At 72.3% G+C, this 24,934-nt stretch carries 28 protein-coding genes and 1 pseudogene; 10 read left to right on the top strand and 19 right to left on the bottom strand.

Annotated elements, in window-relative coordinates:
- Window positions 1-9: 9 nt before the first annotated feature.
- Window positions 10-1,380, bottom strand: coding sequence for a phosphomannomutase/phosphoglucomutase (locus ACLQ3K_RS19620; RefSeq protein ID WP_224646046.1), 1,371 nt, complete (start codon window positions 1,378-1,380; stop codon window positions 10-12).
- A 128-nt stretch (window positions 1,381-1,508) separates the two neighbouring features.
- Window positions 1,509-1,994 carry a DUF3499 domain-containing protein gene (locus tag ACLQ3K_RS19615; RefSeq protein ID WP_224646047.1) on the bottom strand — a complete coding sequence of 162 codons (486 nt, stop codon included), beginning with the start codon at window positions 1,992-1,994 and terminating at the stop codon, window positions 1,509-1,511.
- Window positions 1,995-2,095: 101 nt separating this feature from the next.
- Here ACLQ3K_RS19615 and ACLQ3K_RS19610 point away from each other — a divergent pair, with 101 nt between their 5' ends.
- Window positions 2,096-2,596 (top strand): metallopeptidase family protein, encoded by a 501-nt coding sequence (locus tag ACLQ3K_RS19610; RefSeq protein ID WP_224646048.1) that lies wholly within the window; start codon window positions 2,096-2,098, stop codon window positions 2,594-2,596.
- A gap of 28 nt (window positions 2,597-2,624) precedes the next feature.
- Here ACLQ3K_RS19610 and ACLQ3K_RS19605 read toward each other — a convergent pair whose 3' ends face one another.
- On the bottom strand, window positions 2,625-2,951 hold the full coding sequence (locus ACLQ3K_RS19605) for a WhiB family transcriptional regulator (RefSeq protein WP_068524587.1): 327 nt from the start codon (window positions 2,949-2,951) through the stop codon (window positions 2,625-2,627).
- On the opposite strand from ACLQ3K_RS19605, the gene ACLQ3K_RS19600 reads away from it, so the two are divergent.
- From ACLQ3K_RS19600 to ACLQ3K_RS19580, 5 genes and pseudogenes are all read left to right on the top strand, one after another.
- Window positions 2,934-3,101: a hypothetical protein gene (locus ACLQ3K_RS19600; RefSeq protein WP_224646136.1), complete on the top strand. Its 168-nt coding sequence runs from the start codon at window positions 2,934-2,936 to the stop codon at window positions 3,099-3,101. The genes ACLQ3K_RS19605 and ACLQ3K_RS19600 overlap by 18 nt on opposite strands.
- Window positions 3,102-3,301: 200 nt before the next feature.
- The gene (gene cofD, locus ACLQ3K_RS19595; protein ID WP_426001183.1) at window positions 3,302-4,327 is read left to right on the top strand and encodes a 2-phospho-L-lactate transferase; all 1,026 of its coding nucleotides are present in this window, start codon (window positions 3,302-3,304) and stop codon (window positions 4,325-4,327) included.
- Window positions 4,324-5,685 (top strand): annotated as a pseudogene (locus ACLQ3K_RS19590) (coenzyme F420-0:L-glutamate ligase); the annotation flags it as partial. The gene cofD and the pseudogene ACLQ3K_RS19590, both read left to right, overlap by 4 nt.
- 64 nt (window positions 5,686-5,749) lie before the next feature.
- Window positions 5,750-6,307: an NUDIX hydrolase gene (locus ACLQ3K_RS19585; RefSeq protein WP_426001181.1), complete on the top strand. Its 558-nt coding sequence runs from the start codon at window positions 5,750-5,752 to the stop codon at window positions 6,305-6,307.
- 177 nt (window positions 6,308-6,484) lie between these two features.
- Complete coding sequence (locus ACLQ3K_RS19580) at window positions 6,485-7,291, top strand: alpha/beta fold hydrolase (protein ID WP_426001180.1); 807 nt, start codon at window positions 6,485-6,487, stop codon at window positions 7,289-7,291.
- A gap of 53 nt (window positions 7,292-7,344) precedes the next feature.
- Here the strand turns inward: ACLQ3K_RS19580 and ACLQ3K_RS19575 are convergent, their stop codons facing one another.
- On the bottom strand, window positions 7,345-8,193 hold the full coding sequence (locus ACLQ3K_RS19575) for an SDR family NAD(P)-dependent oxidoreductase (protein ID WP_426001179.1): 849 nt from the start codon (window positions 8,191-8,193) through the stop codon (window positions 7,345-7,347).
- 57 nt (window positions 8,194-8,250) lie between these two features.
- Window positions 8,251-9,468 carry a glucose-1-phosphate adenylyltransferase gene (gene glgC, locus ACLQ3K_RS19570; RefSeq protein ID WP_336671909.1) on the bottom strand — a complete coding sequence of 406 codons (1,218 nt, stop codon included), beginning with the start codon at window positions 9,466-9,468 and terminating at the stop codon, window positions 8,251-8,253.
- A gap of 168 nt (window positions 9,469-9,636) precedes the next feature.
- On the opposite strand from glgC, the gene glgA reads away from it, so the two are divergent.
- Window positions 9,637-10,818, top strand: a complete 1,182-nt coding sequence (gene glgA / locus ACLQ3K_RS19565) for a glycogen synthase (RefSeq protein ID WP_426001177.1) — start codon at window positions 9,637-9,639, stop codon at window positions 10,816-10,818.
- 15 nt (window positions 10,819-10,833) lie between these two features.
- On the opposite strand, the gene ACLQ3K_RS19560 is transcribed toward glgA, so the two are convergent.
- The 4 genes from ACLQ3K_RS19560 to ACLQ3K_RS19545 all read right to left on the bottom strand — a co-directional run bounded on the left by ACLQ3K_RS19560 (window position 10,834) and on the right by ACLQ3K_RS19545 (window position 13,552).
- On the bottom strand, window positions 10,834-11,697 hold the full coding sequence (locus ACLQ3K_RS19560) for a putative RNA methyltransferase (protein ID WP_224646056.1): 864 nt from the start codon (window positions 11,695-11,697) through the stop codon (window positions 10,834-10,836).
- A 72-nt stretch (window positions 11,698-11,769) separates the two neighbouring features.
- Window positions 11,770-11,937 (bottom strand): DUF3117 domain-containing protein, encoded by a 168-nt coding sequence (locus ACLQ3K_RS19555; RefSeq protein ID WP_068532479.1) that lies wholly within the window; start codon window positions 11,935-11,937, stop codon window positions 11,770-11,772.
- Between the two features lie 111 nt (window positions 11,938-12,048).
- Window positions 12,049-12,369, bottom strand: a complete 321-nt coding sequence (locus ACLQ3K_RS19550) for a DivIVA domain-containing protein (protein ID WP_224646057.1) — start codon at window positions 12,367-12,369, stop codon at window positions 12,049-12,051.
- Window positions 12,370-12,376: 7 nt separating this feature from the next.
- Window positions 12,377-13,552, bottom strand: coding sequence for an erythromycin esterase family protein (locus ACLQ3K_RS19545; protein ID WP_426001176.1), 1,176 nt, complete (start codon window positions 13,550-13,552; stop codon window positions 12,377-12,379).
- An 80-nt stretch (window positions 13,553-13,632) separates the two neighbouring features.
- On the opposite strand from ACLQ3K_RS19545, the gene ACLQ3K_RS19540 reads away from it, so the two are divergent.
- Entirely contained in the window at window positions 13,633-14,310 is a 678-nt protein-coding gene (locus tag ACLQ3K_RS19540) for a MerR family transcriptional regulator (RefSeq protein WP_426001175.1), read from the top strand.
- Between the two features lie 4 nt (window positions 14,311-14,314).
- Here ACLQ3K_RS19540 and ACLQ3K_RS19535 read toward each other — a convergent pair whose 3' ends face one another.
- The 10 genes from ACLQ3K_RS19535 to ACLQ3K_RS19490 all read right to left on the bottom strand — a co-directional run bounded on the left by ACLQ3K_RS19535 (window position 14,315) and on the right by ACLQ3K_RS19490 (window position 23,295).
- Window positions 14,315-14,620: a winged helix-turn-helix domain-containing protein gene (locus ACLQ3K_RS19535; protein ID WP_224646060.1), complete on the bottom strand. Its 306-nt coding sequence runs from the start codon at window positions 14,618-14,620 to the stop codon at window positions 14,315-14,317.
- Window positions 14,617-15,090, bottom strand: coding sequence for a hypothetical protein (locus tag ACLQ3K_RS19530; RefSeq protein WP_426001174.1), 474 nt, complete (start codon window positions 15,088-15,090; stop codon window positions 14,617-14,619). The genes ACLQ3K_RS19535 and ACLQ3K_RS19530 overlap by 4 nt, the downstream gene beginning before the upstream one ends.
- A 69-nt stretch (window positions 15,091-15,159) precedes the next feature.
- Complete coding sequence (locus ACLQ3K_RS19525) at window positions 15,160-16,068, bottom strand: glucosyl-3-phosphoglycerate synthase (RefSeq protein ID WP_426001173.1); 909 nt, start codon at window positions 16,066-16,068, stop codon at window positions 15,160-15,162.
- Window positions 16,065-16,958: a dihydropteroate synthase gene (gene folP / locus ACLQ3K_RS19520; RefSeq protein WP_426001172.1), complete on the bottom strand. Its 894-nt coding sequence runs from the start codon at window positions 16,956-16,958 to the stop codon at window positions 16,065-16,067. The genes ACLQ3K_RS19525 and folP overlap by 4 nt, the downstream gene beginning before the upstream one ends.
- A 1-nt stretch (window position 16,959) precedes the next feature.
- Window positions 16,960-18,771 carry a long-chain-acyl-CoA synthetase gene (locus tag ACLQ3K_RS19515; RefSeq protein ID WP_426001171.1) on the bottom strand — a complete coding sequence of 604 codons (1,812 nt, stop codon included), beginning with the start codon at window positions 18,769-18,771 and terminating at the stop codon, window positions 16,960-16,962.
- A gap of 9 nt (window positions 18,772-18,780) precedes the next feature.
- Window positions 18,781-19,329, bottom strand: coding sequence for a TIGR00730 family Rossman fold protein (locus ACLQ3K_RS19510; RefSeq protein WP_068524574.1), 549 nt, complete (start codon window positions 19,327-19,329; stop codon window positions 18,781-18,783).
- Entirely contained in the window at window positions 19,326-20,120 is a 795-nt protein-coding gene (locus tag ACLQ3K_RS19505; RefSeq protein ID WP_224646065.1) for a TIGR00730 family Rossman fold protein, read from the bottom strand. The genes ACLQ3K_RS19510 and ACLQ3K_RS19505 overlap by 4 nt, the downstream gene beginning before the upstream one ends.
- 10 nt (window positions 20,121-20,130) lie before the next feature.
- A complete protein-coding gene (dapE, locus tag ACLQ3K_RS19500) occupies window positions 20,131-21,207 on the bottom strand; it encodes a succinyl-diaminopimelate desuccinylase (protein ID WP_224646066.1) in 1,077 nt (358 codons plus the stop codon).
- A gap of 78 nt (window positions 21,208-21,285) precedes the next feature.
- Window positions 21,286-22,638, bottom strand: coding sequence for a magnesium transporter (mgtE, locus tag ACLQ3K_RS19495; protein ID WP_224646067.1), 1,353 nt, complete (start codon window positions 22,636-22,638; stop codon window positions 21,286-21,288).
- A gap of 69 nt (window positions 22,639-22,707) precedes the next feature.
- The gene (locus ACLQ3K_RS19490; protein ID WP_224646068.1) at window positions 22,708-23,295 is read right to left on the bottom strand and encodes a TetR/AcrR family transcriptional regulator; all 588 of its coding nucleotides are present in this window, start codon (window positions 23,293-23,295) and stop codon (window positions 22,708-22,710) included.
- Window positions 23,296-23,374: 79 nt separating this feature from the next.
- Between ACLQ3K_RS19490 and ACLQ3K_RS19485 the strand changes: the two genes are divergently transcribed.
- Both ACLQ3K_RS19485 and ACLQ3K_RS19480 read left to right on the top strand, forming a co-directional pair.
- Complete coding sequence (locus ACLQ3K_RS19485; protein WP_224646069.1) at window positions 23,375-23,806, top strand: tautomerase family protein; 432 nt, start codon at window positions 23,375-23,377, stop codon at window positions 23,804-23,806.
- Window positions 23,799-24,815 (top strand): zinc-dependent alcohol dehydrogenase, encoded by a 1,017-nt coding sequence (locus ACLQ3K_RS19480; RefSeq protein WP_224646070.1) that lies wholly within the window; start codon window positions 23,799-23,801, stop codon window positions 24,813-24,815. The genes ACLQ3K_RS19485 and ACLQ3K_RS19480 overlap by 8 nt, the downstream gene beginning before the upstream one ends.
- Window positions 24,816-24,934 lie beyond the last annotated feature (119 nt).

The raw sequence follows: 24,934 nt of genomic DNA, 5'->3' as shown, positions 1-24,934 counted from the left end.
ATCGCGCGATCAGGCACGTACGATCGCCAGGATCCGCTCGGTCAGCGCGCGCACCTCGTCCGTGGTCGCCGCCTCGACGTTCAGCCGGAGCAGCGGCTCGGTGTTGGAAGCGCGCAGGTTGAACCAGGCGCCCGAATCCAACTGTACCGTCACGCCGTCCAGTTCATCGGTGCTCTGGATTTCGTCTGCGAAAGCATCGAGTACGGCACGCGTGCGCTCGCCCTGGTCCGCCACCGTCGAGTTGATCTCGCCCGACGCGGCGTACCGGTCGTAGACGCCCATCAGCTCCGACAAGGGCTTGCTCTGCTCGCCGAGCGCGGCCAGCACGTGCATCGCCGCCAGCATCCCGGAGTCGGCGCCCCAGAACTCGCGGAAGTAGTAGTGCGCGGAGTGCTCGCCGCCGAAGACGGCGCCCGTCTCGGCCATCTGCGCCTTGATGAAGGAGTGGCCGACGCGGGTACGGACGGGGGTGCCGCCGTTCTCGACGATGATCTCCGGCACCGCCTTGGACGTGATCAGGTTGTGGATCACGGTGGCGCCCGGGTTCTTCGCGAGTTCGCGCTCGGCGACGAGGGCCGTCACGGCCGACGGCGAGACCGGTTCGCCCTTCTCGTCGACGACGAAGCAGCGGTCGGCGTCGCCGTCGAACGCGAGACCGATGTCGGCGCCCTGCTCGACGACGAACTTCTGCAGGTCGACGAGGTTCTTCGGGTCCAGCGGGTTGGCCTCGTGGTTCGGGAAGGTGCCGTCCAGCTCGAAGAACAGGGGCCGCACGTCGAGCGCGTCGACGGGGCCGAGCACCGAGGGCACGGTGAAGCCGCCCATGCCGTTGCCGGCATCGACGGCGACGCGCAGCGCGCGCGAGCCGGACAGGTCGACGAGCTTCCGGAGGTAGTCGCCGTACTCGTCGAGCACGTCCCGCTCGGACACGCGGCCCGCGGCACCGTCGTACGACGGGACGCCGTCGGCCACCTGCTGGGTGATCTGCTTCAGCCCGGTCTCCTGCCCGACGGGCTTGGCGCCGGCGCGGCACAGCTTGATGCCGTTGTAGGCGGCGGGGTTGTGCGAGGCGGTGAACATCGCGCCCGGGCAGTCGAGCAGGCCGGAGGCGAAGTACAGCTCGTCGGTGGAGGCGAGGCCGATGAGGGTGACGTTCACGCCCTGCGCGGTCACGCCCTCGGCGAAGGCCGCGGACAGCGACGGCGACGAGTCGCGCATGTCGTGGCCCACGACGGCGTCGGTCGCGCCCTCGCCGCGGATCAGCGCGCCGAACGCGGCGCCCACGTCGCGGACGAAGGCCTCGTCGATCTGCTCCCCGACCAGGCCGCGCACGTCGTACGCCTTGATGACAGCCTGCACCGACTCCAGCGCTCGAACCACGCTCGACGACCTCCTGTGAAACGGCATCCGGAAACCCGGCGGGCTCCGTGCGGACGCCCCACCCTATCGGCAATCAGGGCGCGGACCGGCATTCGGCGCGGGGGACGTGGCGGCTTCTCTGGCGACTCTCAGTCGACGGGGTCGGGCAGCACCCGCAGGTGGCCGCGGCGACCGGGCCGGGCGGCGTGCTTGGGCGCCGATCCCCCGGGCTGGGCCGAGGGCGTGACCTGGGGCCCACCGAGGCCGTCGTGGACGGGGCGCATGGCACCGATCGGCGGGAGGGAGCGCAGGGGTCCGTCGGCGGGTTCGGGGGCGTGGCGCCCCTGGTCCCGGGTCGCGCGCTCGTGGACCGTGTCGGCCAGCGCGGTCAGGTCGTCGTCGAGGGCGGCGTTGCCGACGGAGGCCGCGCTGTACGCGGGCAGGTTGCGGAGCATCTCCCAGCCGCGCGGCGCGGTCATGCGGGTGGCGTGGAACTCGCAGAGGTCCCAGGAATGGGGTTCGCTGGTGGTTCCCAGGGGGCCCAACACCGCGATCGACTGGCGGTAGTCGAACGTCAGCGTCGCCACGGCGATGTTCCTGCAGCCGGGGCGGCAGCACTGACGGACGGGGTTCACAGCAAGAAGGTTAACCCCTGGCTCTGGCGGCGCGCTTCCGACACACCGGACGGGGCCGCGCGGCGGCCGTCTCGGGCCGTTCCACCTAGACTGAGAACACGATGAGAAGCAGGAGAAGGACGCCCGAGGGCGGCGCGCGGATGCGGCGCCGTGTGTCGCGGGACCGGCGCGGCCACGGGCTGCGCGGGCCGCTGGTGCCCCGCGATCTCCCGGCGCACCGGACGCGGGCGCAGGGTTTCGACGAGGTGGTGCTCGACGCCTTCGCGGAGATCGACTCGCTGTGGCACGACAAGCTGTCCGACCTGGACATCGCGGTCGACGACGTTCCCGGCATCCTGCCGCACGATCCGGACGCGGTGTCGTGGCCCGCGGAGGTGGAGGCGGACGGCCCGATCCCGTTGGCGCGCATGGTGCCCGCGGGCATCGACCGCCGTGGCAATCGCACGCGGGCGCGGCTGATCCTGTTCCGCCGCCCGCTGCAGCGTCGCGCGAAGACGGAGGCGGATCTACTCGATGAGATCCTCGCGATCCTCGTGCACCAGATCAGCGATTACCTCGGCGTGACCGAGGAGACTCTGCTCGCCGGCCCGGACGCGCTCTGAACAGCAGCGGCCGGGGCTCGACGAACGGTCAGATGATGCCGCGCTTGAGCTTCCGGCGCTCACGCTCGGACAGGCCGCCCCAGATGCCGAATCGCTCGTCCTTCTGGAGGGCGTACTCGAGGCACTCGTTGCGGACCTCGCAGCCCAGGCAGATGCGCTTGGCCTCGCGAGTGGAGCCGCCCTTCTCGGGGAAGAACGCCTCGGGATCCGTCTGCGAGCACAGTGCGCGGTCCTGCCACTGATCCTCGACGGCCTCGTAGAGTTCCTCGAAACCCGCGGGCACGACACTCAAGTGCGCGCGGCTGGACCCACCGGAGAAGCTTCCGAACGGTTCACGATGAGCGTCGATCGTCATCGGCCCGCCTCCCTCGTTGCTTTCGTGGTGTTCGATGGATTTTCTGTCTGCATGCCCCGCGCCGGCGAAGAGATCGCCGCACTGAATGACACGGTTGTGATTACACACGTGCAAAGCTGCCACGTCAAGCTGAACCGGGAAATTAGCTAATACCACCTGGATGCCCGAATACGAGCCCTCGACACGTGGTTGAGATGTGATCCGCGTCATATTTCACACGCGCTCGCCGACGCACCACCCGGGCCCGTCGTGCCTTCGATCATGCCAGGAAGGAGGGCGTCCGCGCGACCTCCTCGAGCACCTCGACCCGTCCCGAGAGCCTCCGCCGGGCGACCACTACCCTCGGAGGAGTGAAGGTGACGGTGCTGGTGGGCGGTGTCGGCGGTGCGCGGTTCCTCGAGGGCGCACGCGAGCGCTTCGGGGTGACGCCGTTCCCGGAGAAGGACGGACCGGCCCCCGCCGGCGCCGTCGGCGACTCCGTGACCGCAGTGGTGAACGTGGGCGACGACGCGTGGATGCACGGCGTGCGGATCTGTCCCGACCTCGACACCTGCATGTACACCCTGGGAGGCGGTATCGACACCGAGCGCGGCTGGGGCCACCGCAACGAGACCTGGCACGCCAAGGAGGAGCTCGCGAAGTACGGCGCCGATCCGGACTGGTTCGGCCTCGGCGACCGCGACCTCGCCACTCACCTGATCCGCACCCAGATGCTCTCCTCGGGATACCCCCTCACGGACGTCACGGCGGCGCTGTGCAACCGCTGGCAGCCGGGCGTCCGGCTGCTGCCCGCCACCGACGGCCGGCACGAGACGCACGTGGTGGTCGCCGACCCCGATTCCGCCGACGGCGCGAAGAAGGCCATCCACTTCCAGGAGTGGTGGGTGCGGTACCGCGCCGACATCGAGACCTTCGGCTTCGCCCAGGTGGGTGGCGCGGACGGCAGCGGCTCCGGCAAGGCGCAGGCGTCGCGGGCCGCGATCGCCGCCATCGAGGACGCCGACGTCGTCTTCCTCGCCCCGTCGAACCCGGTCGTGTCGATCGGCGCGATCCTGTCCGTCGGCGGGATCCGCGCCGCGCTGCGCACCACGAAGGCCCGGGTCGTCGGCGTCTCCCCCGTGATCGGCGGCGCGCCGCTGCGCGGCATGGCCGATCGCTGCCTGGACGTGCTCGGCATCGAGACCAGCGCCCAGGCGATCGGCGAGCACTTCGGCGCCCGCAGCGGCAACGGCATCCTCGACGGCTGGCTCGTCTCGGAGGAGGACGCGGGCGTCGCGATCGACGGCCTGCCCGTCGCGGCGGTGCCGCTGCTCATGAGCTCGCCGCAGGCCACCGCGGCCATGATCGACGCCGGCCTCGAGCTGGTGGGCCTGTGAGCTCCCGCCCCGAGCGCGACCACGGCGCCGCGTCCTTGGAGATCCTCCCCGTCCTCGGCGTGCCCGAGGTGACGCCCGGTGACGACGTGGCGGCGCTGCTCGCCGACGCCGCACCGTGGCTCGCGGACGGCGACGTCGTCGTGATCACCTCGAAGGTCTTCTCGAAGGCCGAGGGCCGGGTGCTCGCCGCGCCGTCGGACCCCGAGGAACGGGACGCCTTCCGGCGTCGCCTCATCGCCGAGGAGTCGGTGCGCGTCCTGGCGACCAAGGGCCGCACCTGGATCACCGAGAACAGGCTCGGCATCGTCCAGGCGGCGTCGGGCGTGGACGCCTCGAACGTGGCCTCCGACACCGTCGCCCTGCTACCCGAGGACCCCGACGGCAGCGCGTCCGCCGTGCGCGCCGGCCTGCGCGAGCGTCTCGGCGTCGACGTGGCCGTGCTGGTCACCGACACCATGGGCCGCGCCTGGCGCAACGGCCAGACGGACGCTGCGATCGGCGCCGCGGGCATGGAGGTGCTGCACGGCTACGCGGGCGCGGTCGACGCCTACGGCAACGACCTGGTGGTCACCGAGATCGCCGTCGCCGACGAGCTGGCCGCCGCGGCGGACTTGGTCAAGGGCAAGCTTGGCGGCGTCCCCGTCGCCGTGGTGCGCGGCTTCGCGGTCCGTGCGCCCGAGGCGGATTCGCCCCTCGCGACCGCCCGCGGCCTGGTGCGCCCCGGCGAGGACGACCTGTTCCACACGGGCGTCGAGCTCGCGCGCCGGCAGGCGCTGCTCGTGCGACGCTCCGTCCGGGCCTTCGCCGACGAGCCGGTGCTGGCCGACGACGTGCGCGACGCCGTGGCGGAGGCTCTGACGGCCCCTGCGCCGCACCACACGCATCCCGTGCGGTTCGTGTGGGTGCGGGACGCGGAGCGGCGTACGGCGCTGCTGGACGCCATGAAGGCGCAGTGGGCGACGGACCTCGACGGTGACGGGCGCACGCCCGACTCCGTGGCGAAGCGGGTGCGCCGCGGGCAGCTGCTCTACGACGCCCCGGAGCTGATCCTGCCGTTCATGGTGCCCGACGGCGCCCACGCCTACCCCGACGCCCGGCGCACCGCCGCCGAGGAGACGATGTTCACCGTTGCGGTCGGCGCCGCCGTGCAGTCGCTCCTGGTGGCGCTGGCCGTGCGCGGGATCGGCAGTTGCTGGGTGGGATCGACGATCTTCGCCGCCGACACCGTCCGTGAGGTGCTGGGACTCCCCGACGACTACCGACCCGCGGGCGCGATCGCCGTCGGCTACCCGGCCGACCCGTCCGTGCTCTCGACGCCCCGGCCGCCCCTCCCGCCGGGCGACATGCTCATCGAGATACCCGCTCCCGGCGGCGCCGCACAGGCCGGCGAGGCCCCTGCTGGGCCGGAAGGACGGTAGCCGAGTGACTTTCGCGTCTCTACACGCCTCCGCGATCGACGCCCTCGCCCGGTTCGACGCCCGCACCGACGCCGACGACGCCCTGCGCCACACCGTGCTCGCCTTCCTCGACGCCCAGCCGAACGCATGCGCCCGCGCCAACGTGCCGGGCCACATCACGGCGTCGGTGGTGATCCTCAACGAGGCCCGGACCCACGTCGTCCTCACCCACCATCCGCGGGTCGGCGAATGGCTGCAGCTGGGCGGGCACTGCGAGGACGCCGATTCGACGGTGGCCGCCGCGGCGCTCCGCGAGGGGCACGAGGAGTCGGGCCTGGCCGATCTCGTCCTCGACGCCGATCTCCTCACGCTGCACACCCACCCGATCCGCTGCTCCCTCGGCGTCCCGACCCGCCACCTGGACCTGCGCTTCCGCGCCTTCGCAGTGGGCGCCAGCACGCCGGAGCTCGCGATCAGCGACGAGTCGAACGACCTGCGCTGGTGGCCCGTCGACGCCCTGCCGGAATCCGCGGAGCACACCACCGTGGCCCACCAGGTGCGCGCCGCCCTCGCCCGCGACTGATCGCAGCGCCGCAGGACGGCCGCCGGGAGCGCCCGCGCAACGCGGAACCCATCACCAGCAACTTTTCTGAGAGGTATTGCGCCTAGATCTATCAATCCGTACGCTCCGAACAATCCGTCCGGCGCACCGTCGGACCCCGCGGGCCCCGCCCGCCCGACCACGACGAGGTGGCACGAGATGTTGGCGTACGAACGATTCGGCTCGGGCGAGCCGCTGGTCCTGGTCCACGGCATCGCGCACCGCCGTCAGGCCTGGTACCCCGTGGCCGAGCGGCTCGCGGAGCACCGCGAGGTCATCCTGTTCGACCTGCCCGGCCACGGCGAGTCCCCCGCGCTCGAGCTCGGCGGGCGCACCGTGCAGGAGGCGTTGCAGCAGCACCTGGAGGACCTGTTCGCCGAACTCGGCCTCGTCCGGCCGCACATCGCCGGCAACTCGCTGGGCGGGCGCATCGCGCTCGAGGCGGCGGCCAGCGGCATCGTCAGCAGCGCGACCGGCCTCTCCCCCGCCGGCTTCTGGCGCGACGACAAGGATTTCCAGCTGATCCGCGCGCACTTCGCCGCGCTGATCACCGCGGGTCGGGTGGCGGCGCCCCTCGCACCGCTTCTCACCCGCAGCGGTATCGGCCGGCGCCTGATGCTCGCCTCGCTGATGACGCACGGCGAGCGCCTGACCGCCGACCGCGTGCTCGGCGACCTCCGGAACATGGTCGGCGCCCGGCACACGCTCCGCGACATCATCGGCGGCGCCTTCCCGTTCGAGGCCGACATCGCCGCCGACGTCCCCGTCACCATCGCGTGGGGCACGCAGGACCGCGTGCTCCTGCCCTACCAGGGCCGCCGGGCCCGCCGTCAGCTGCCTGAGGCCGAGCACATCTGGCTCCCGGGCAGCGGGCACGTCCCCATGTCCGACGATGCCGACGCCGTCGTCGAGATCATCCTGCACGGCTCCTCGGGCGGCCTGCTGGCCCGCGCCGACGCGGCCTGACGCCGCCCCGCGAACGCTCTCCGGGGCGAACCGTCACACCGCGTCGCGCCGCGTCACGGCGCATCCGCGGGATGGTCCGCCGACCGCGCGATCCCACTCCACTCCGCGACGTCGGCGAGCGCCGTCGTGTAGGTCCGGGTCAGCCGCTCGACCGCCTCCGCACCGAGCGGCAGCCGCAGCGGCACGCGGTCGGACCGGACGACGTCGCCGATGATGCGCGCCGCCCGCACCGGATCACCCTCCTGGCGGCCGTCGCCCGACGTCAGGCGCTCCTGTGCTACCCCGACGGTCGCCCCGTACGCGGCGGACAGTGCCGCGACGGCCAGCGAGTGCGTCGTGTTGAAGCCGGTGCGGAACCTCGAGGGCTCCACGAGGAGCACGCGGATGCCGAACTCCGCCACCTCGGCGGCCAGCGCCTCGGACCATCCTTCGAGAGCGAACTTGCTCGCCGAGTACGCGCCGACGCCGGCGAACGACAACCTGCCGCCCTGGCTGCTCATCTGCACGATCGTTCCCGTCCGACGGTGCCGCATCCCCGGCAGCGCCGCGCGGGTCAGCGCCGCAGCGGCGAAGAAGTTCAGCTCCAGCTGCTCCCGCAACTGCGCCATCCCCAGGTCCTCCGCCGAGCCGCTGATCGCGCGCCCGGCGTTGTTGACCAGGACGTCGATCGGCGACCGCGCGATCCGGTCGGCGACCCGATCCACCGCCCGCTCGTCGCGCAGGTCCGCCTCGATCACGTCCAGCCGCCCCGGATGGGCGGCGACGAGGTCGTTCACGGACGCCCCGTCGCGGACCACCGCCGTTACGGCGTCGCCACGCCGCAGAGCGTCCTCCACCAGGCACCGGCCGAAGCCCTGCGAAGCGCCGGTGATCAGCCAAGTCGATTCTCTGTTCGTCGTCATGACTGCGAAGCTAGGCCTTCGAGCGCGCTCGAACGCAAGCCCCGGACAGGACCGGACTCAGCCGATCCGGATGCCCTTACCGACGGTGACCACGCCACCGGCGGAGACGTTGAACCGTTCGCGTTCGCGCTCGAGGTTCACGCCGAGGATCTCCCCGCGCCCGACCACGACGTTCTTGTCGAGGATCGCGCGGCGCACGACGGCGCCGGCCTCGATCTTCACGCCGGGCATGAGCACGGAGCCCTCGACGGTCGCGCCGTCGCCGATGGTGACGTTGGCGCCGATGACGGAGTTGCGGACCGTCGCTCCCGAGATGATGCTCCCGGCGCCCACCATGGACTCCTGCGCGAGCCCACCGCGGGCGAACTTCGCCGGGGGCAGGTTGTCGTTCTCACAGCGGATGGGCCACTGCCGGTTGTAGAGGTTGAAGATCGGGTACACCGAGACGAGGTCCATGTGGGCCTCGTAGAAGGCGTCGATGGTGCCGACGTCGCGCCAGTAGCCGGCGTCGCGCTCGGTGGCGCCGGGTACCTGGTTGTCGCTGAAGTCGTAGACGGCCGCCTCCCCGCGGGCCACGAACGCGGGGATGATGTCGCCGCCCATGTCGTGGTCGGAGTCGGGGTTCTCGGCGTCGGCGATGATCGCCTCGACGAGGGCCTGCCGGCTGAAGACGTAGTTGCCCATCGACGCGAAGGTGACCTCGGGGTCGTCGGGCGTGCCGGGCGGGTCGGCCGGCTTCTCCAGGAACTGGGTGATGCGGCCGGAGTCGTCGGACTCGATGCAGCCGAAGGCCTTCGCCTCGGCGCGCGGCACGCGGATGCCCGCGACGGTGACCCCCGCACCGGACTCGATGTGCGCCTGCACCATCTGCGACGGGTCCATCCGGTACACGTGGTCCGCGCCGAAGACCACGATGTAGTCGGGGTCGTCGTCGGTGATGAGGTTCATCGACTGGAAGATCGCGTCGGCGCTGCCCGTGAACCAGCGCTTGCCCACGCGCTGCTGCGCCGGCACCGGGGTGATGTACTCGCCGCGGAAGCCGAACATGCGCCAGGTCTGGCTGATGTGCCGGTCCAGCGAGTGCGACTTGTACTGGGTCAGCACGCACAACCTCTGGTACCCGGCGTTCACCAGATTCGACAGCACGAAGTCGATGAGGCGGTACGAACCGCCGAAGGGCACGGCGGGCTTCGCGCGGTCCGCGGTCAGCGGATACAGGCGCTTGCCCTCGCCACCGGCGAGGACGATTCCCAGGACTCGAGGCTGGTTGCTCACGGGGTCCACGCTAACCCCAATCCGGGCACCCGTGCAGCGTTCTGCGACAGTGCATCCTGTTCCACGGCGATGCACAGGCGTCCGGGCGGAGAACCACAGGTGAACCGCACCGTTCGGGCTCCGTCGAACCGCCTGCGTGCGGCCCCGGCACGCTCTAGCGTGGTGCCCATGCGTGTAGCGATGATGACGAGGGAGTACCCGCCGGAGGTCTACGGCGGCGCGGGCGTGCACGTGACCGAACTCGTCGCGCGACTGCGCAGCCTCTGCGAGGTCGACGTGCACTGCATGGGCGCCCCGCGCCCGGACATGGACGGGGTCACCGTCTCCGGTCCGGACCCGGAGCTCGCCGGCGCGAACACCGCCCTCGAGATGTTCTCCACCGACCTGCGGATGGCGAACCTCGCCGCGGAGGCCGAGGTGGTGCACAGCCACACCTGGTACACCGGCTTCGCCGGGCACGTCGCCGCGCAGCTCTACGGCGTCCCGCACATCCTCACCGCGCACTCGCTCGAGCCGCACCGCCCGTGGAAGGCCGAGCAGCTGGGCGGCGGCTACCGCCTCTCCAGCTGGGCCGAGCGCAACGCCGTCGAGTACGCGGACGCGGTGATCGCCGTGAGCCGCGGCATGGCGCGCGACGTGCTCGACGCCTACCCGAACCTCGACCCCGCCCGGGTCCACGTGGTGCTCAACGGCATCGACTCGGAGGTGTGGCACCCCGCCCCCACCTTCGGCGAGGACTCCCCGCTGGTCGAGCGCGGCGTCGACCCGGACCGTCCCATCGCCGCCTTCGTCGGCCGCATCACGCGGCAGAAGGGCGTGAAACACCTGGTGGCCGCGGCACACCGGTTCGATCCGGACGTCCAGCTCGTGCTGTGCGCCGGCGCCCCGGACACCCCCGAGATCGCCGCGGAGACCGCCGACGCGGTGGCCGCGCTGGCCGAGTCGCGGGACGGCGTGCACTGGGTGCAGGACATGCTGCCCACCCCGAAGGTGCGCGAGATCCTCAGCGCCGCGACGGTGTTCGTCTGCCCGTCCGTGTACGAGCCGCTGGGCATCGTCAACCTCGAGGCCATGGCCTGCGGCACCGCCGTCGTCGCATCGGACGTGGGCGGCATCCCCGAGGTGGTCGTCGACGGCGAGACCGGCACCCTCGTGCACTACGACGACGCGCACACCGACGTCTTCGAGGCCGGCCTCGCCGACGCCGTGAACGCGCTCTGCGCGGACCCGGCGCGGGCCGCGGCGTACGGCGCCGCCGGGCGCGCTCGGGCGGTCGCCGATTTCAGCTGGGAGTCCATCGCCGCGCAGACCCTGGACGTCTACCGGCAGGCGATCGCCGCCCGCGGATAGCGCGAGGACCCGCCGCTACCGCACCTCGTAGACGCTGACGGTGCCGGACGCCGTCACGGCCGCGGTGCCGCCGGCGGTGAGTTCCGCGATCGCGGCGGCGCGGGCCTCGGGCGCGCCGTGGTGCGCGCTGGGCCCCATCGCGACGAGGTCGGCCGCGGCCTCGGCGGTGAGATCCATGACCCACTCGTGCTTCTCGCGGGAGACGAGCGAGAAGTCGTGCAGCGCACCGTCGAGCCGCGCCACCTTGCCCTCCTCGACCGAGATCATCCCGAGCGGCTCGACGATCTCGCGCAGGTGCCGCGGCCCGGGCGTGAGCACCACGAGGCGGCCGCCGGGCGCGAGGACGCGCGCGAACTCGGCGGCGTTGCGGGGTGCGAAGACCGACAGCACTGCGGCGACCGCACCGTCGGCGAGGGGCAGTCGCGCCCACCCGTTCGCGACCACGGCACCGATCGCCGGCCCCCGCCGGGCGGTCCGCCGAGCCGCGGGCTTCGACAGGTCCAGCCCGATGCCGGTGCCGCGGAGCCCGTTCGCGTCGCGCGCGGCACAGGCCCGCGCGAGGTACTCGCCCTCGCCCGCGCCGCAGTCGAGGACGGATCCGGCGGGCGCGCCGGTGGCGGCGGCCGCGACCGCGGCGTGGAAGGTCTCGTAGTGGCCGGTCGCGAAGAAGCGCTCGCGGGCGGCGATCATCGCGGCGTCGTCGGCGATGAGGCCGCTCGCATCGCCGGCGAGAAGGGAGACGTAGCCCTGCCGCGCCACGTCGAAGGCGTGCCCCGCGGGGCACAGCAGCGTGCCGCCGTCGACGTCGAATCCGCCGCCGCAGTGCGGGCAGGCCAGCGCGGGCAGCGCAGCGACCAGGCCGGGCGGGACTTGCACCATGGGACACCCCCGGAACGAGGAGATCCCGCACGGTGGCACCGCGCGGGATCTCAGGGAAAGCAGTTCAACCGGCTACGACGTGACGCCGCGCAGCTCCTCGCCGAGCGCGGCGGCCTCGTCCGGCGTGAGCTCCACCACGAGTCGTCCACCACCCTCCAGGGGTACGCGCATCACGATCCCGCGCCCCTCCTTGGTCGCTTCCAAGGGGCCGTCCCCCGTACGTGGCTTCATAGCCGCCATCCGTTGCTCCCTTCAAATCCTTCACCCGCCCGAGCGCAGCCCGCAGCGGGTCCGCTGTACATTCTAGCCTGTGCGCTGCACCGATCGGCGCGGACCGCTGGCAATGCGGGCCTAGTCGTCCTCGCCGGAGGCCCCGGTCGCGGTGGAGGCGGGCGCCTGTTCGGCGGCCAGGCGCGCGCGCAGGACGTCGATCTCCCGCGCCAGTCGTTCGAGCGCCCAGTCCACCTCGGCGGGCTTGTACCCGCGTACCACCTGCTGGAACCGGAGCGCGCGGACGTCCACGCCCGCGACGTCCTCCGCGGGCAGCACGGTCGGCGTGGCACCCGTCTCCAGCGGCGGGGTGTCGTCGCCCCGCCCGAAGACCAGCGCCGCCACGCCGTACAGCACGGCCGCGACGGCCAGCAGTCCCAGGGCGTACAACACGATCACCATGAGGCCATCATGCCCGAACCTCCTTGAGGAAGAGGACACCGTCGGTCTCCGCCAGGCGGCCGGCGTCCAGCGGGAAGTACGCCCCGAGCGCGTCCCGATCGGCCCGCACGGGCGCGCCGCGCAGCCGCGCGCCGAGCTCCGGCCCCGCGTACAGGTGGGCCGGGTCGGCCTGCTCCCGCGACAGCTCGCCCTCGACCGTGCCCGGTGCGGGCGCCGCGAGCCCGTGCGCGGGCGCGGCGCCGATGGCCATCGCCACGTGCCGGTAGCCGTCGCCGAGGCGCGCCGCGGCCTGCGCGCCGCCGCTGAACCAGCGCACGACGTGCGGCCCCATCCGCATCTCGCTCACCCCGCGCTGCAGGTGCAGGTTGTGCGCGAAGGCGAGGGTGCCGCCGCGGGGAGCCTCGCGGTCGACGATCGCCAGCAGGTTCCGCCCCATCATCACGTCCCGTTGGGCGCTGAGCCGGCCGAGCCGGTCGGGGGTCTCGGTCGCCATGATCGCGTGGTACCGCAGCAGGCCGACGGCGGTCGCGGCGTCGGCGCGCAGCCACCACCAATCGTCCTCCCGCTCGGCCAGTTCCGGCGCGTGCGCGTCGAGGACCGCGCACAGGTCGTCGGCCAGCAGGCGCAAGCGATCGGCGTCGACGGTGCGCCCGACGCCCCGGTCCGCCTCGTACATCGCGCGCTCCTCGGGCCACCGCGCCTCGTCGCCGAGCAGCGCCTCGAGCTCCCGCTCGGCGACGCCCGGGGCGACCTCGGCCAGCGCCGCCCTCAGCCGCAGGAGGTACGCGCGCGGGCTCGGGGCCGCCGCCATCTCCATCGGCCCGTCGAAGCCGTAGAACCGCACCGGCGTCTCCAGCGTCCGGTTGAGCGCGCGGAGGGTGCGCAGCAGCTCACCCGTCGCCTCCAGTGCGTGGACGTACGGGTGGCTGAAGCCCTCGTCGAGGACCCGCCGCAGGTCGATCTCGGCGCCCGCGAGGTAGTCGTTCACCAGCGGCGCGCGGTGCAGGTCCGACTCGACGGCGATCGAGCGGTAGCCGCCGCGCAGCACCAGGTCCTCGATCACGGCGTTGCGGGCGCGGAGGATCTCCTCCGATCCGTGCATGGGCTCGCCGAGGGCCAACAGGCGGGTCGGGGTGGGCTGGGCGTCGAGGAAGGAAACGAGGTCTACCTGGTCCGGAATCATTCCCTCAACGATATCGTTGAAGCATCACTTGAAACTTGATCGCAGAATTCCCCTGGAGCATGCCCGAGAACCTTCAAAACATGCTACGTCCCGTCGACCTCGCGCGACCGCACGGGCTCTCCACCCAGGCGGTGCGGAACTACGAGGCGCAGGGCGTACTGCCCCCGGCCGGGCGCACCCCGTCGGGCTACCGCGCCTACACCGAGCGGCACCGCCTCGCGCTCGACGCCTTCCTCGCACTGATCCCCGGCTGCGGGCACGCGCGGGCGGGCTCGATCCTGCGCGCGGTGCACCGCGGCGACCCCGACGCCGCGTTCGCGCTGCTCGACCAGGCGCACGAGGAGCTCGCCGGCGACCGCGACACCTTCCGCCGGGTACGCATCGCTCTCGCGGACCTGGGCGACCCCGGCGACGACGACGGGCCTGCACTGTTCGTCGGCGAGGTGGCCCACCGCCTGGGCGTCGTCCCCGCCACGCTGCGCTCGTGGGAGCGGGCCGGCATCGTCCGGCCCGAGCGGGACCGCGCGACCGGCTACCGCGTGTACTCCCCCGCCGACGTCCGCGATGCCCGGATGGCCGAGCAGCTGCGGCGCGGCGGCTACGGCCTCGCCCGGATCGCGGAGCTCGCGGACCGCGTGCGCGACGCGGGCGGCGTGGAGCCGCTGCGCGCGACGCTGGACGGCTGGCACGCGAACCTGGCCCGACGGGGCCGCGCCCTCGTCTCCGGCGCCGCGGCGCTCGATGCCCTGCTGGGCTGAGCGTCTACCCCTCGGCGATCGCGCGCAGCGCGGCGAGGTGCGCCTCGAAGGCCTTGCGCCCCTCCGCCGTCAGCGACAACCAGGTGCGCGGCCGCTTGCCCACGTACCCCTTCTTGATCGCGACGTACCCCACCGCCTCGAGCTGTGCGGCCTGCTTCGACAGCACCGAGTCCGAGAGCTCCACCGCGTCGCGCACGGCGGCGAACTCGGCGTTCTCGACCTTCGACAGCGCCGCGACGATGGAGAACCGCACGGGGGCATGGATCGCATCGTCGAGACGGTGGCGCGCGTGGCCGCCGGTCGCCGTCATCGCAGCGCCAGCGTCGAGATGGCCCGCGCGCCCAGGAGAGCGGGCGTCAGAGTGAGCATCGCCGCGGTGATCGTCCACGGCCACGGCAGCGCGGCGTCGCCGCGCACGGACTGGACGATGACGTACACGGCGTAGAGCAGCATCGTGGCGCCGAGCCCGAGGTTGTAGCGCAGGGTGAAGCCCCGAGGGGCGGCGGACGCTCGCCGCATGGAGATCGTCGCCACGGCGATCGCGACCAGGTAGAGCGCGAGGACGACGACCAGCCCTCCGACGCGGAACCACTGCGGCGCGTCGGGATTCCCCACGGTGAGCCGCAGCGCGGGTACCAACGCGGCGACGGCGAGCCCGATCGCGATGAGACCGCGCTCGAGCCGGGCGCGATCGGCCGGGGTCGCGACGGACGCTCCCTCGGCCTGGGCGAGGGCGCGGCGCGCTTCCTCGGGGGTCGGGTGTGCGAAGTGCTCGGTCATGACGAAGCCCTCTCCGTGATCGGTCCCCCAACCATAGAAAGCACTTTCCACATCGTCAAGTAGTTGTCTCTACGGCAGCGAGGCCACCGGCGGCCGGTCCTGCAGCGACAGCTCCGTGGTGACCTCGGTGAAGCGGTCCTCCGGCCCCGGATCCACCAGGTACTGCGTGATGCCCTCCCCCGAGTCCTCGATCCCGCAGCGCCGCAACGCCGTCCCGAGGATCTGGCGGCTCATCACGCCCAGGTCGCGCAGGTCGCGGTTGCGGTGCTTGCGCACGGAGAGGTTCACCTGGGCGATTCCCGCCATGCCGTAGCGAGCCTCCGCGTCGAGCAGCAGCCCGATCTCCACGCCGTAGCCGGGCGCGAAGGGCACAGAGGTGAGGAAGTCCCGCGTCCCCGCGTACTCGCCGCCCAGCGGCTGCAGGATCGCGCGCAGCGGCGGCCGCAGCGCCGCCAGCAGCGGCCGGGCGACGAGCTCCGTCACGCGGCCGCCGCCCGTGGGGTCCTCGCCCTGCTTGAAGACGCGCAGCGGGCGTCGGTAGTACGCCTTGACGAGGTGCACCTCGGGGTGGAACAGCATGGGCCCCAACAGCCGCGGCACGTACCGCGGGTCGGGTTCGATCAGGTCGGAGTCGACGAAGGCGATCAGGTCGCCCGACGACGCCACCACCCCGCGCCAGAGGGCCTCGCCCTTGCCCGGCACCGGCGGCAGCCCGGGGATCGCCTCCTCGCGGCTGATCACCGTGGCGCCGGCGGCGCGGGCCCGCGCCGCCGTGGCGTCGGTCGAACCCGAGTCGAGCACGATCAGCTCGTCGACGAGGGTGCCGAGGAGCGGCGCGATCGTCGCCACCACGGCGCCGACGGTGGCCTCCTCGTTCAGCGCCGGGAGTACCACGGAGACGGTGCGTCTGGCCTTCGCGGCGACGAGTTCGTCGATGCTCCAGCGGGGCTCCTCGAAGAACCGGTGCGCGGTGCTCACGCGAGCCCTCGCACGACGCGGGCCGGCGGGCGGGTGCCGTCGATCGAGGCCACCATCTCGACCACCCGGCGGGTGTCCGCCACCTGGTGCACGCGGAACATGCGGGCCCCGGCGTGCGCGGCGAGCGCGGTCGCGGCGAGGGTCCCGGCCACCCGTTCTTCGAGCCCGGCATCCAGGGTCTCGCCGATGAAGTCCTTGTTGGACAGCGCCATCAGCACCGGCCAGCCCGTGCCGACGAGCTCGTCGAGGTGCCGCAGCAGCGCGAGCCCGTGGTGGGTGTTCTTGCCGAAGTCGTGGGTGGGATCGATGACGATGCCGTCCTCGCGCACGCCCGCCGCGAAGGCGGCCTCCGCGGCGGCGGCGAGCGAGTCGCGGACGTCGGCGACTACGTCGGGATAGCGCACGCGGTACGGGCGGGTGCGGGGCACCGCGCCGCCGGTGTGCGAGCAGACCAGGCCCGCGCCGGTCGCGGCGGCGATCCGGGGCAGGTCGGGGTCGGCGCCGGCCCAGGTGTCGTTGATGAGGTCGGCGCCGGCGTCGACGGCGGCCTCGGCGACCGACGCCCGCCAGGTGTCCACGCTGATCAGCAGGTCGGGGTGCCGGTCGCGCACCTGCGCGATGAAGGGCACCGTCCGCGCGATCTCCTCGGTCGCGTCGACGTCCTGGCCGGGGCCGGCCTTGACGCCGCCCACGTCCACCACGTCGGCGCCCTCGGCGACCGCCGCGTCCACGCGCTCGAGCGCGGCGTCCACCGCGAAGTAGCTGCCGCGGTCGTAGAAGGAGTCCGGCGTGCGGTTGATGATCGCCATCACCAGCGCCCGGTCCACGGGCACCGGGCGGCCGCAGAAGGTGGGGCGCACGGGGATCGGGCCCACCGACGGTGCGGTCATCCTAGGAGCGCAGATCCGGGACCTTGGCGGCCGCGACGTCCGCCGCGTACCCGTCGTAGGCGGGCACGTAGCCGTCCGCACCGCCGACGAAGACGTACAGCGGGTCGTCGCCGGTCTCCGCGAAGCCCTGCTTGCGCAGCTCGCCCTTGAGGCTCTTGAAGGTGGAGGTGACCTCCAAGCTCGGCACGACGCGCGCGTAGAGCGGGATCGCGTAGGCGGGCAGCTCGTTCCGCAGCTGCGCCGCGAGCGCGGCACCGTCGAACTCGCGGCCCTCGGCGAGCTTGACGGCGGCCATGCCGGCCTTGCCGTCGGCGCCGGGGATCGCGACGCCGTAGACGATCGCGCCCTCCACCTGATCGGCCTCATCGAGCGCGCCCTCGACCTCGGTGGTCGCGACGTTCTCGCCCTTCCACCGGAAGGTGTCGCCGAGACGATCGACGAAGGCGATGTGGTCGAAGCCCTGGTTGGTGACCACGTCGCCGGTGTTGAACCAGACGTCGCCGTCCTTGAAGCCGTCGCGGATCAGCTTGGCGTCGCCCGCCTTCCCGTCGGTGTAACCGTCGAAGGGGGCGGACTTGGTGATCTTGGTGAGCAGGAGACCGTTCTGGCCCTTCTTGACCCGTTGCAGCCGGCCCTTGGCGTTGCGCAGCGGTCCGGCGGTGTCGATGTCGTACTCGACGACCGCGTGCGGCAGGGGGCACAGGCCGACGGTGGCCTCGATGTTGAAGACGTTGACGAAGGCGATGTTCGTCTCGCTCGCCGCGTAGAACTCCATGATCCGCTCGATCCCGAAGCGCTCCTGGAACTCCCGCCAGATCTCGGGCCGCATGCCGTTGCCCGCGGCCACCCGGATCGTGTTCGACCGATCGCTCGGCTTGGGCGGCTGGTTGAGCAGGTAGCGGCAGATCTCGCCGATGTAGATGAACATCGTGGCCGAGTTCTCGTTGGCCTCGTCCCAGAACCGCGTCGCCGAGAACTTGCGGCCGATGGCGAGCGTGGCGCCGGAGACCAGCACCGAGCCGAGGGCCACGAGCGCGGCGTTGTTGTGGTACAGCGGAAGCGGACAGTACATGACGTCGTCGCGGCGCATGCGGACGGCGGTCGCGCCGAATCCCGCCATGCCCTTGAGCCAGCGGTAGTGCGTCATGATCGACGCCTTCGGCATGCCCGTGGTGCCCGAGGTGAACACGTAGAACGCGCGGGTGCTCGCGGGCAGCGTGGCGGTGACGGCCGGGTTCTCGGTGGCCCGGGGGTCCTCCGACCGCGCCTGCCGGGCCTGCTCGGCGAGCCGATCGACGGTGAGGATCACCCCGTCGGTCGGCCGGTCCGCGGCGTCGAGCGAGTCGAAGGCCTCGAGGTCCTCCGCGCCCACGATGATCGTGCCGGTGTCGAGGATGCCGAGGCTGTGCGCGAGCACGGCGCCGCGCTGGTTGTAGTTGACCAGGCCCGCGGTGGCGCCGACCTTGACGATGGCGAGCATCACCAGCACCATCTGCGGGTGGTTGTGCATGACGACGCCGACCACGTCGCCCACCTTCACGCCGCGCTGGAGCAGCACGCGCGCATAGGTGTTCACGGTGGCGTTCGCCTCGCCGTAGCTGATGCCCTCGCCCTGGAACCGCAGGAAGTCGCGCGACGGGTGCTGCGCCGCGCGCTTGGCGAACACCGTGCCGATGGTCTCCTTGCTGTTCGGCGTGCGCAGCAGGATCGACGGGCCCTCCTTGATCAGGAGGGGCAGGTCGGGCACCAGCTTGCCGACGCCGCGCGCCAGATCCGCGATGCCGACGGTGCTGTTCTTATGCGTAGAGCTCACGCGGCGAGCCTACCGTGGGACCGCCGTACCACGGCACGCCTCGAGGGCGGCCGTGACGTCTGTCGCGCGCAGCAGCCTGCCGAGAGCGGCGTCACCCACGAAGCCCTTGGCCTTGAGCCCGTCGATCCAGTCGAGCAGCGGCGCGTAGAAGCCGTCGTGGTCGAGGACGACCACGGGCTTGTCGTGCATGGAGAGGTAGCCGGCGGTCCACGCCTCGAAGAACTCCTCGAGGGTGCCCACGCCGCCCGGCAGCACCAGGAAGGCGCCGGCGTTGTCGTCCATGAGCTGCTTGCGCTCGCGCATGGTGGCGACCACCAGTAACTCGTCGGCGCCGTGGTCGGCGACCTCGCGATCGACGAGCGCCGTCGGGATCACGCCCAGGGTATGAGCGCCGCCGTCGCGGGCGGCCTGCGCGACCGCGCCCATCATGGACACGTGCCCGCCGCCCCAGACGAGCGAGTCCCCGCCGGCGGCGATGCCCCGGCCCACCTCGGTCGCGAGGTCGATGTACTCCTGCGGCACGGGGCGCGAGGCGCAGAAGACGGCGATGGCGGTCACGAGGGGTCCACCTCGCTGGCCTCGGCCTCGCGCTCGCGGGCGGCGTCGGCGCGCACGATGATGTCGATGGCCTCCGCGACGGAGTCGGTCACGGTGATCAGGTCGGCGTCGCCGGGCGAGACCATGCCCTGCTCGGTGAGCGTGCCCCGGATCCAGTCCACCAGACCGCCCCAGTAGGCTGAGCCCAGCAGCACGATCGGGAACCGGGTCACCTTGTGCGTCTGCACCAGGGTGAGGGCCTCGAAGAGCTCGTCGAGGGTGCCGAAACCGCCGGGCAGGCAGACGAAGGCCTGCGCGTACTTGACGAACATGGTCTTGCGCACGAAGAAGTACCGGAAGTTGATGCCGAGGTCGACCCAGTCGTTGAGCCCCTGTTCGAAGGGCAGCTCGATGCCCAGCCCCACGGAGAGGCCGTCGGCGTCCTTGGCGCCGCGGTTCGCGGCCTCCATCGCGCCCGGCCCGCCGCCGGTGATCACCGCGTAGCCCGCGCGCACCAGCTCCGCACCCAGCTCTCGGCCGGTGGCGTACTCGGGCGAATCCGGCTTGATCCGAGCGGAACCGAAGACGGTGACGGCCTGCGGCAGTTCCGCGAGGGCCCCGAAGCCCTCGACGAACTCGGCCTGGATCCGCATCACCCGCCAGGGGTCGCGGTGCAGCCAGTCGGCGTCGTCCGCGTTAGCGAGGAGCCGCTGGTCGGTGGTCGACGATTCCGTCGCCGCCGCGCCCTGCACGCGGACGGGTCCGCGGTAGCGCAGGTAGTGGTCGTGGGAGGGCTTCTTATCGGAGGCCATGACGCACAACCTACCCAGCGAGGAAGGCGCGCAGCACAGCGGCCACCTCGGTGATCTGCGCGGTCTCGACGTGCTCGTCGCGCTTGTGCGCGTAGTTGGGGTCGCCCGGGCCGAAGTTCACCGCCGGGATGCCCAGCGCGGCGAAGCGCGAGACGTCGGTCCAGCCGTACTTGGCGCGGAACCGCCCGCCGGCGGCCGCCACGAGCTTCGCCGCGGCGGGGGCGCCGAGGCCCGGCAGCGCGCCGGGCGCGGCGTCGGTCACCTCGAAGGCGAGGGCACCGTCGGCGAGCGGTCCGGCGAGGACCTCGCGGACGTGCGCCACGGCCTCGTCGACGGTGCGGTCCGGCGCGAAGCGGAAGTTGACGTCGACGAAAGCCTCGTCGGGCACCACGTTCCCGGCGACGCCGCCTTCGATCTTCACGGCGGACAGGCCCTCGCGGTACTCGCAGCCGTCGATGTCGACGGTGCGCGCGGTGTACGCCTGGAGGGCCGTGAGCACGGGGCCGAGCTTGTGGATCGCGTTGTCGCCCAACCAGGACCGGGCGCTGTGCGCGCGGACGCCGCCCGCGGTGATGCGCACCCGGATCGTGCCCTGGCAGCCGGCCTCGATGAGCCCGCCCGAGGGCTCGCCGAGGATCGCGACGTCGGCGGCCAGCCACTCGGGGAGCTCGCGCTCGATGCGGCCGAGACCGTTGAACTGCGAGGCGATCTCCTCGCACTCGTAGAAGATCAGCGTCAGGTCGTACGCCGGTTCGGCCATCGTGGCGGCGAGGTGCAGGAAGACGGCGTCGCCGCTCTTCATGTCGACGGTGCCGCAGCCGTGCAGAATGCCGCCCTCGCGGCGGCTGGGCACGTTGTCGGCGATCGGCACGGTGTCGAGGTGGCCGGCGAGCATCACCCGCTGCGGCAGGCCGCGATTCGTCCGCGCGAGCACGTTGTTGCCCACGCGGAGCACCTCGAAGCCCTCCAGCGCACGGAGCGCGACCTCCACCTCGTTCGCGATCCGTTCCTCGTCGTGGCTGACGCTGGGGATGTCCACCAGCGCGGCGGTGAGGTCGATCGGGTCCGAGGCGATGTCGAGGGGCACAGCCCCAGCGTAGTGGCGCTACGGGGACGCGACCACCACCAAGGCCGCGACAGCAGAGTCACCCCTCCAGGGTGGTGCTCAGATCGGGAGGATCGCCTTGGCGATCAGGAAGTAGAGGATGAGGCCGGTCGCGTCGACGAACGTGCTGATGAACGGGTTGGAGAAGACGGCCGGGTCGACGCCGATGGATTTCGCGACGATCGGCATGAGCCCGCCGACGGTGGCCGACATGGTGCAGACGCCGAACAGCGTGGCGCCGATGACCAGTCCCACGTCGACCCCGAAGAGGGCGCCGGCGATGACCGCGCCGAGGGTGCCCAGGACCAGGCCCAGGGTCGCGCCGACGCGGACCTCGCGGCCCAGCACCCGGAAGACGTCCGCGGTGGTGATGTCGCCGAGGGCGAGCGCGCGGGTCACGGTGGTGGCGGCCTGGTTGCCCGTGTTGCCGCCGGTGCCGATGATCAGCGGCACGAAGAGCGAGAGCACCACCATCTCCTGCAGGCTGTCCTCGAAGACCGAGAGCACCTTGACGGTCAGCGTCGCGCCGATCGCCAGGACCAGGAGCCACACCACGCGCGAGCGCACCAGCGTCCGCACGGGCGTCGACAGGTAGGGCCGGTTCAGGGGTTCCACGCCGCCCTGTCGCGCCGCGTCCTCGCTCTCCGCCTCCTCGAGGATGCGGAGCGCGTCGTCGACGGTGAGGATGCCCACGAGGCGGTGCTCGTCGTCGACGATGGGCATCACCAGCAGGCGCTGCTCGGCGCAGCGGCGGGCGGCCTCCTCGGCCGATTCCCGCGCCCGGGCCGTGCCCGCGATGTTCATGATCTCGCGCACCGGGGTCTCCGGGGCGCTGCGCAGCAGGCCGCGCAGCCCGACGATGCCGACGAGCACGCGCCCGGGCCCGACGACCGGGATGCCGTAGATGGTCTCGACGTCGTCGATCCGGGCCCGCACCGCTTCCAGGGCCTGCTCGGCGGTGTCGCCGGGGTGGACGGAGACGAACTCGGGGGTCATCTCGCGGCCGACGGATCCCTGGGGGTAGCCGAGCAGGGCCGCCGTCGCGGCGCGCTCGCCCTCCGGGAGGCCCTGGAGCAGGCGTCCGGCGACGGTCGCGGGCAGCTCGTCGAGCAGGGTGACCCGGTCGTCGGGGTCCAGCTCGGCGAAGAGGCCGGTGACCTGGTCGTCCTGGAGATCGTGGATGAGCTCGCCCTGCAGGGGAGCGTCGAGGGATTCGAAGACGGTGAGCGCCTCATCCTTCGCCAGCAGGCGGAAGACCACGGCGCGGTCCTTCCGGCTGAGGCGTTCGAGGACGTCGGCGACCTCGTGCGAGGTCAGGGGCGCGATGAGCGATGCGACGGTGCTCAGGTCCCCGTCGTCGACCGCGTCGTCGATCCGGTTGGCGAGCTTGGCCGTGTCGAGTGTCGTGGTCACTGAATGCACGGTATCCGAATCCGTCGGCTCCGCAGCGCGAGCGCGGTGGCGCGGCGTCGATCTCGGTGGCTACCCGCCGTCCACCTCGAGCGCACCCGCGAGCGCGACATCGAGCGCGGTCGCCACCTCGTCGAGCGGGGCGGTGGAGCGCTCCGCTCGGCACATCGCGACAGCACCCTCCACCGCCGCCACCGCGAGCGCAGCGAGCGACCGCGAGCGGGCTTCCGGCACACGGTGTCCGCGGAGGGACTCTGCAAGCAGCTCCCGCCACGCGGCGAAGGCCTCCGCGGCCGCCGCGCGCGGCGCGCCGGCGTCGGGGTGCTCGTCGACGGCGACGGCGAGCACCGGGCAGCCTGCGCCGAAATCGCTGTCCTCGAGGATCGTCCGCCACGTCTCGATGAAGGCGGCGAGTCCGGCGCGCGGGTCGTCCTCGATGCGGGAGGCCAGGGCGCTCCGGGTGAGGCCGTCGGCGAATCGCACCGCCTCGGTGGCCAGCTCGGACTTGCCGCCCGGGAAGTAGTGGTAGGTCGAACCGAGGGGCGCCCCCGAGTGCTTCGCGATCTCGCGGACCGAGGCGGCGGTGAATCCACGCCGCCGCAACAGGTCCGCGGCCCCCGCCACGACCCGGGCGCGCACCTCCGACGATTCACGTGCCATCGCCCGACCTCCTCTTGTTCTAACGACTGTCATAGCGTACCGTCCGATTCGTTCTATAACGACTGTCATAGGAGTTGCTATGCCGATGATCCAGCTGACCGCGTCCGCCGGCGCCCTCACCGGGGTCGACCGCGCCGCGCTGCGCGCGACCCTCGAGTCGACGCTGCTGCGCTGGGAGGGCGCGCCCGACACGCCGTTCTTCCGCGCGCAGGCGTGGAGCAGCGTCGCCGAGGCCGACTTCGGCAGCTCCGAGGATGCGCTGCCGCGGTTCCGGGTCGACGTGACCGTGCCGCAGGGCGCGCTCTCGGAGCGGCGCCTCGTCGGCCTGGTCGACGAGGCGACCCGGGTGGTGCTGCACACCGCCGGACTCTCGCCGGAGAGCGCGCTCCAGGTGTGGGTGCTCGTCCATGAGCAGCCGGAGGGCACCTGGGGCGCGGGCGGTGGGATCGTCCGGTTCGCAGAGCTCAAGCAGATCGCCGCCGCCCAGCGCGCGGAGGCAGCCGATGCGTGAGCTGACCTACGTGGAGCGGTGGACCGCGGAGTGGCGCGAAGCGCCGGACCCGCGGATCAGCGGCGACGAGCAGGCGATCGTCGCGCCGGTCGCGGCCACCACGTGCGACGTCGACACCCAGATCCTCGCGGGGCACTCCCCCGTCCCCGGGCCGTTCGCGCTCGGCCACGAGTGCGTCGCCCGGGTGCTCGAGGTGGGAGACGGGGTCCGCACCGTCGCGCCCGGCGATCTCGTCGTCGTGCCCTGGTCCATCAGTTGCGGCGACTGCGACCGGTGCCGCGCCGGGCTCACCGCGCACTGTTCGACGGTGCCCTACATGGCGATGTACGGCGCCCCGATCGGCGGCAACTGGGGTGGCCTGTTCTCCGATCTCGTGCGCGTGCCCCACGCCGACGCCATGCTGGTGCCGTTGCCCGCCGGGCTCGACCCGGTGGCGATGGCCTCTGCGAGCGACAACTTCTCCCTGGCGTACCGGCTGGTCGCGCCGCACCTGCGGACGCGGCCCGGCGGCTCGGTACTGGTGCTCGCTCGGGGAAGCATCGGGCTCTACGTCTGCGACATCGCACGGGCGCTCGGCGCGGGCGATGTCCTGTACGTCGACCCGGATCCCGCACACCGCTCGCTCGCGGAGACCTATGGCGCGCGGACGGCGGAGGCGATCGACCCCGTCCACCAGGGCTTCGACATCGCGGTGGAGGCCACCGCCCGGGTCGACCAGTTGTCGATCGCGGCACTGTCCCTGAAGCCGGAGGGCATCGTCGAAAGCGCAGGCAATCACTTCAAGCCGGGCGAACTGCCACTCTTCGCGATGTACCTCAACAGCGTGAACCTGCGCATCGCCCGGGACAACGTTCGGCCGACCATCCCCGGTGCGCTCGACCTCGCCGCGTCCGGCACCGTCGACCCGCGGGCCGTGGTCAGCGACGTCTTCGACTGGGAGGAGTTACCCGAGCGGATCGTGGGCCGCCACTCCAAACCGGTGTTCACCCGCGAGATCACCGTGGGATGAGCGACGCCGAGGTGCGCAGCGCGCTCGGTGTGGACGCCGTCGGCGGCTGGTTCACGTGGTCGAGGACGCCCTGCCGTCGGCGGCCCTCCTCGGCTGGGGCCGCGCCCGCCGGAACCCTG

This window comes from Tsukamurella sp. DT100 (assembly GCF_049844855.1).
In the GTDB taxonomy this organism is placed as follows: domain Bacteria; phylum Actinomycetota; class Actinomycetes; order Mycobacteriales; family Mycobacteriaceae; genus Tsukamurella.
Note: the sequence above shows the minus strand (reverse complement) of the source record. Positions and strands in the feature narration are given on the sequence as shown.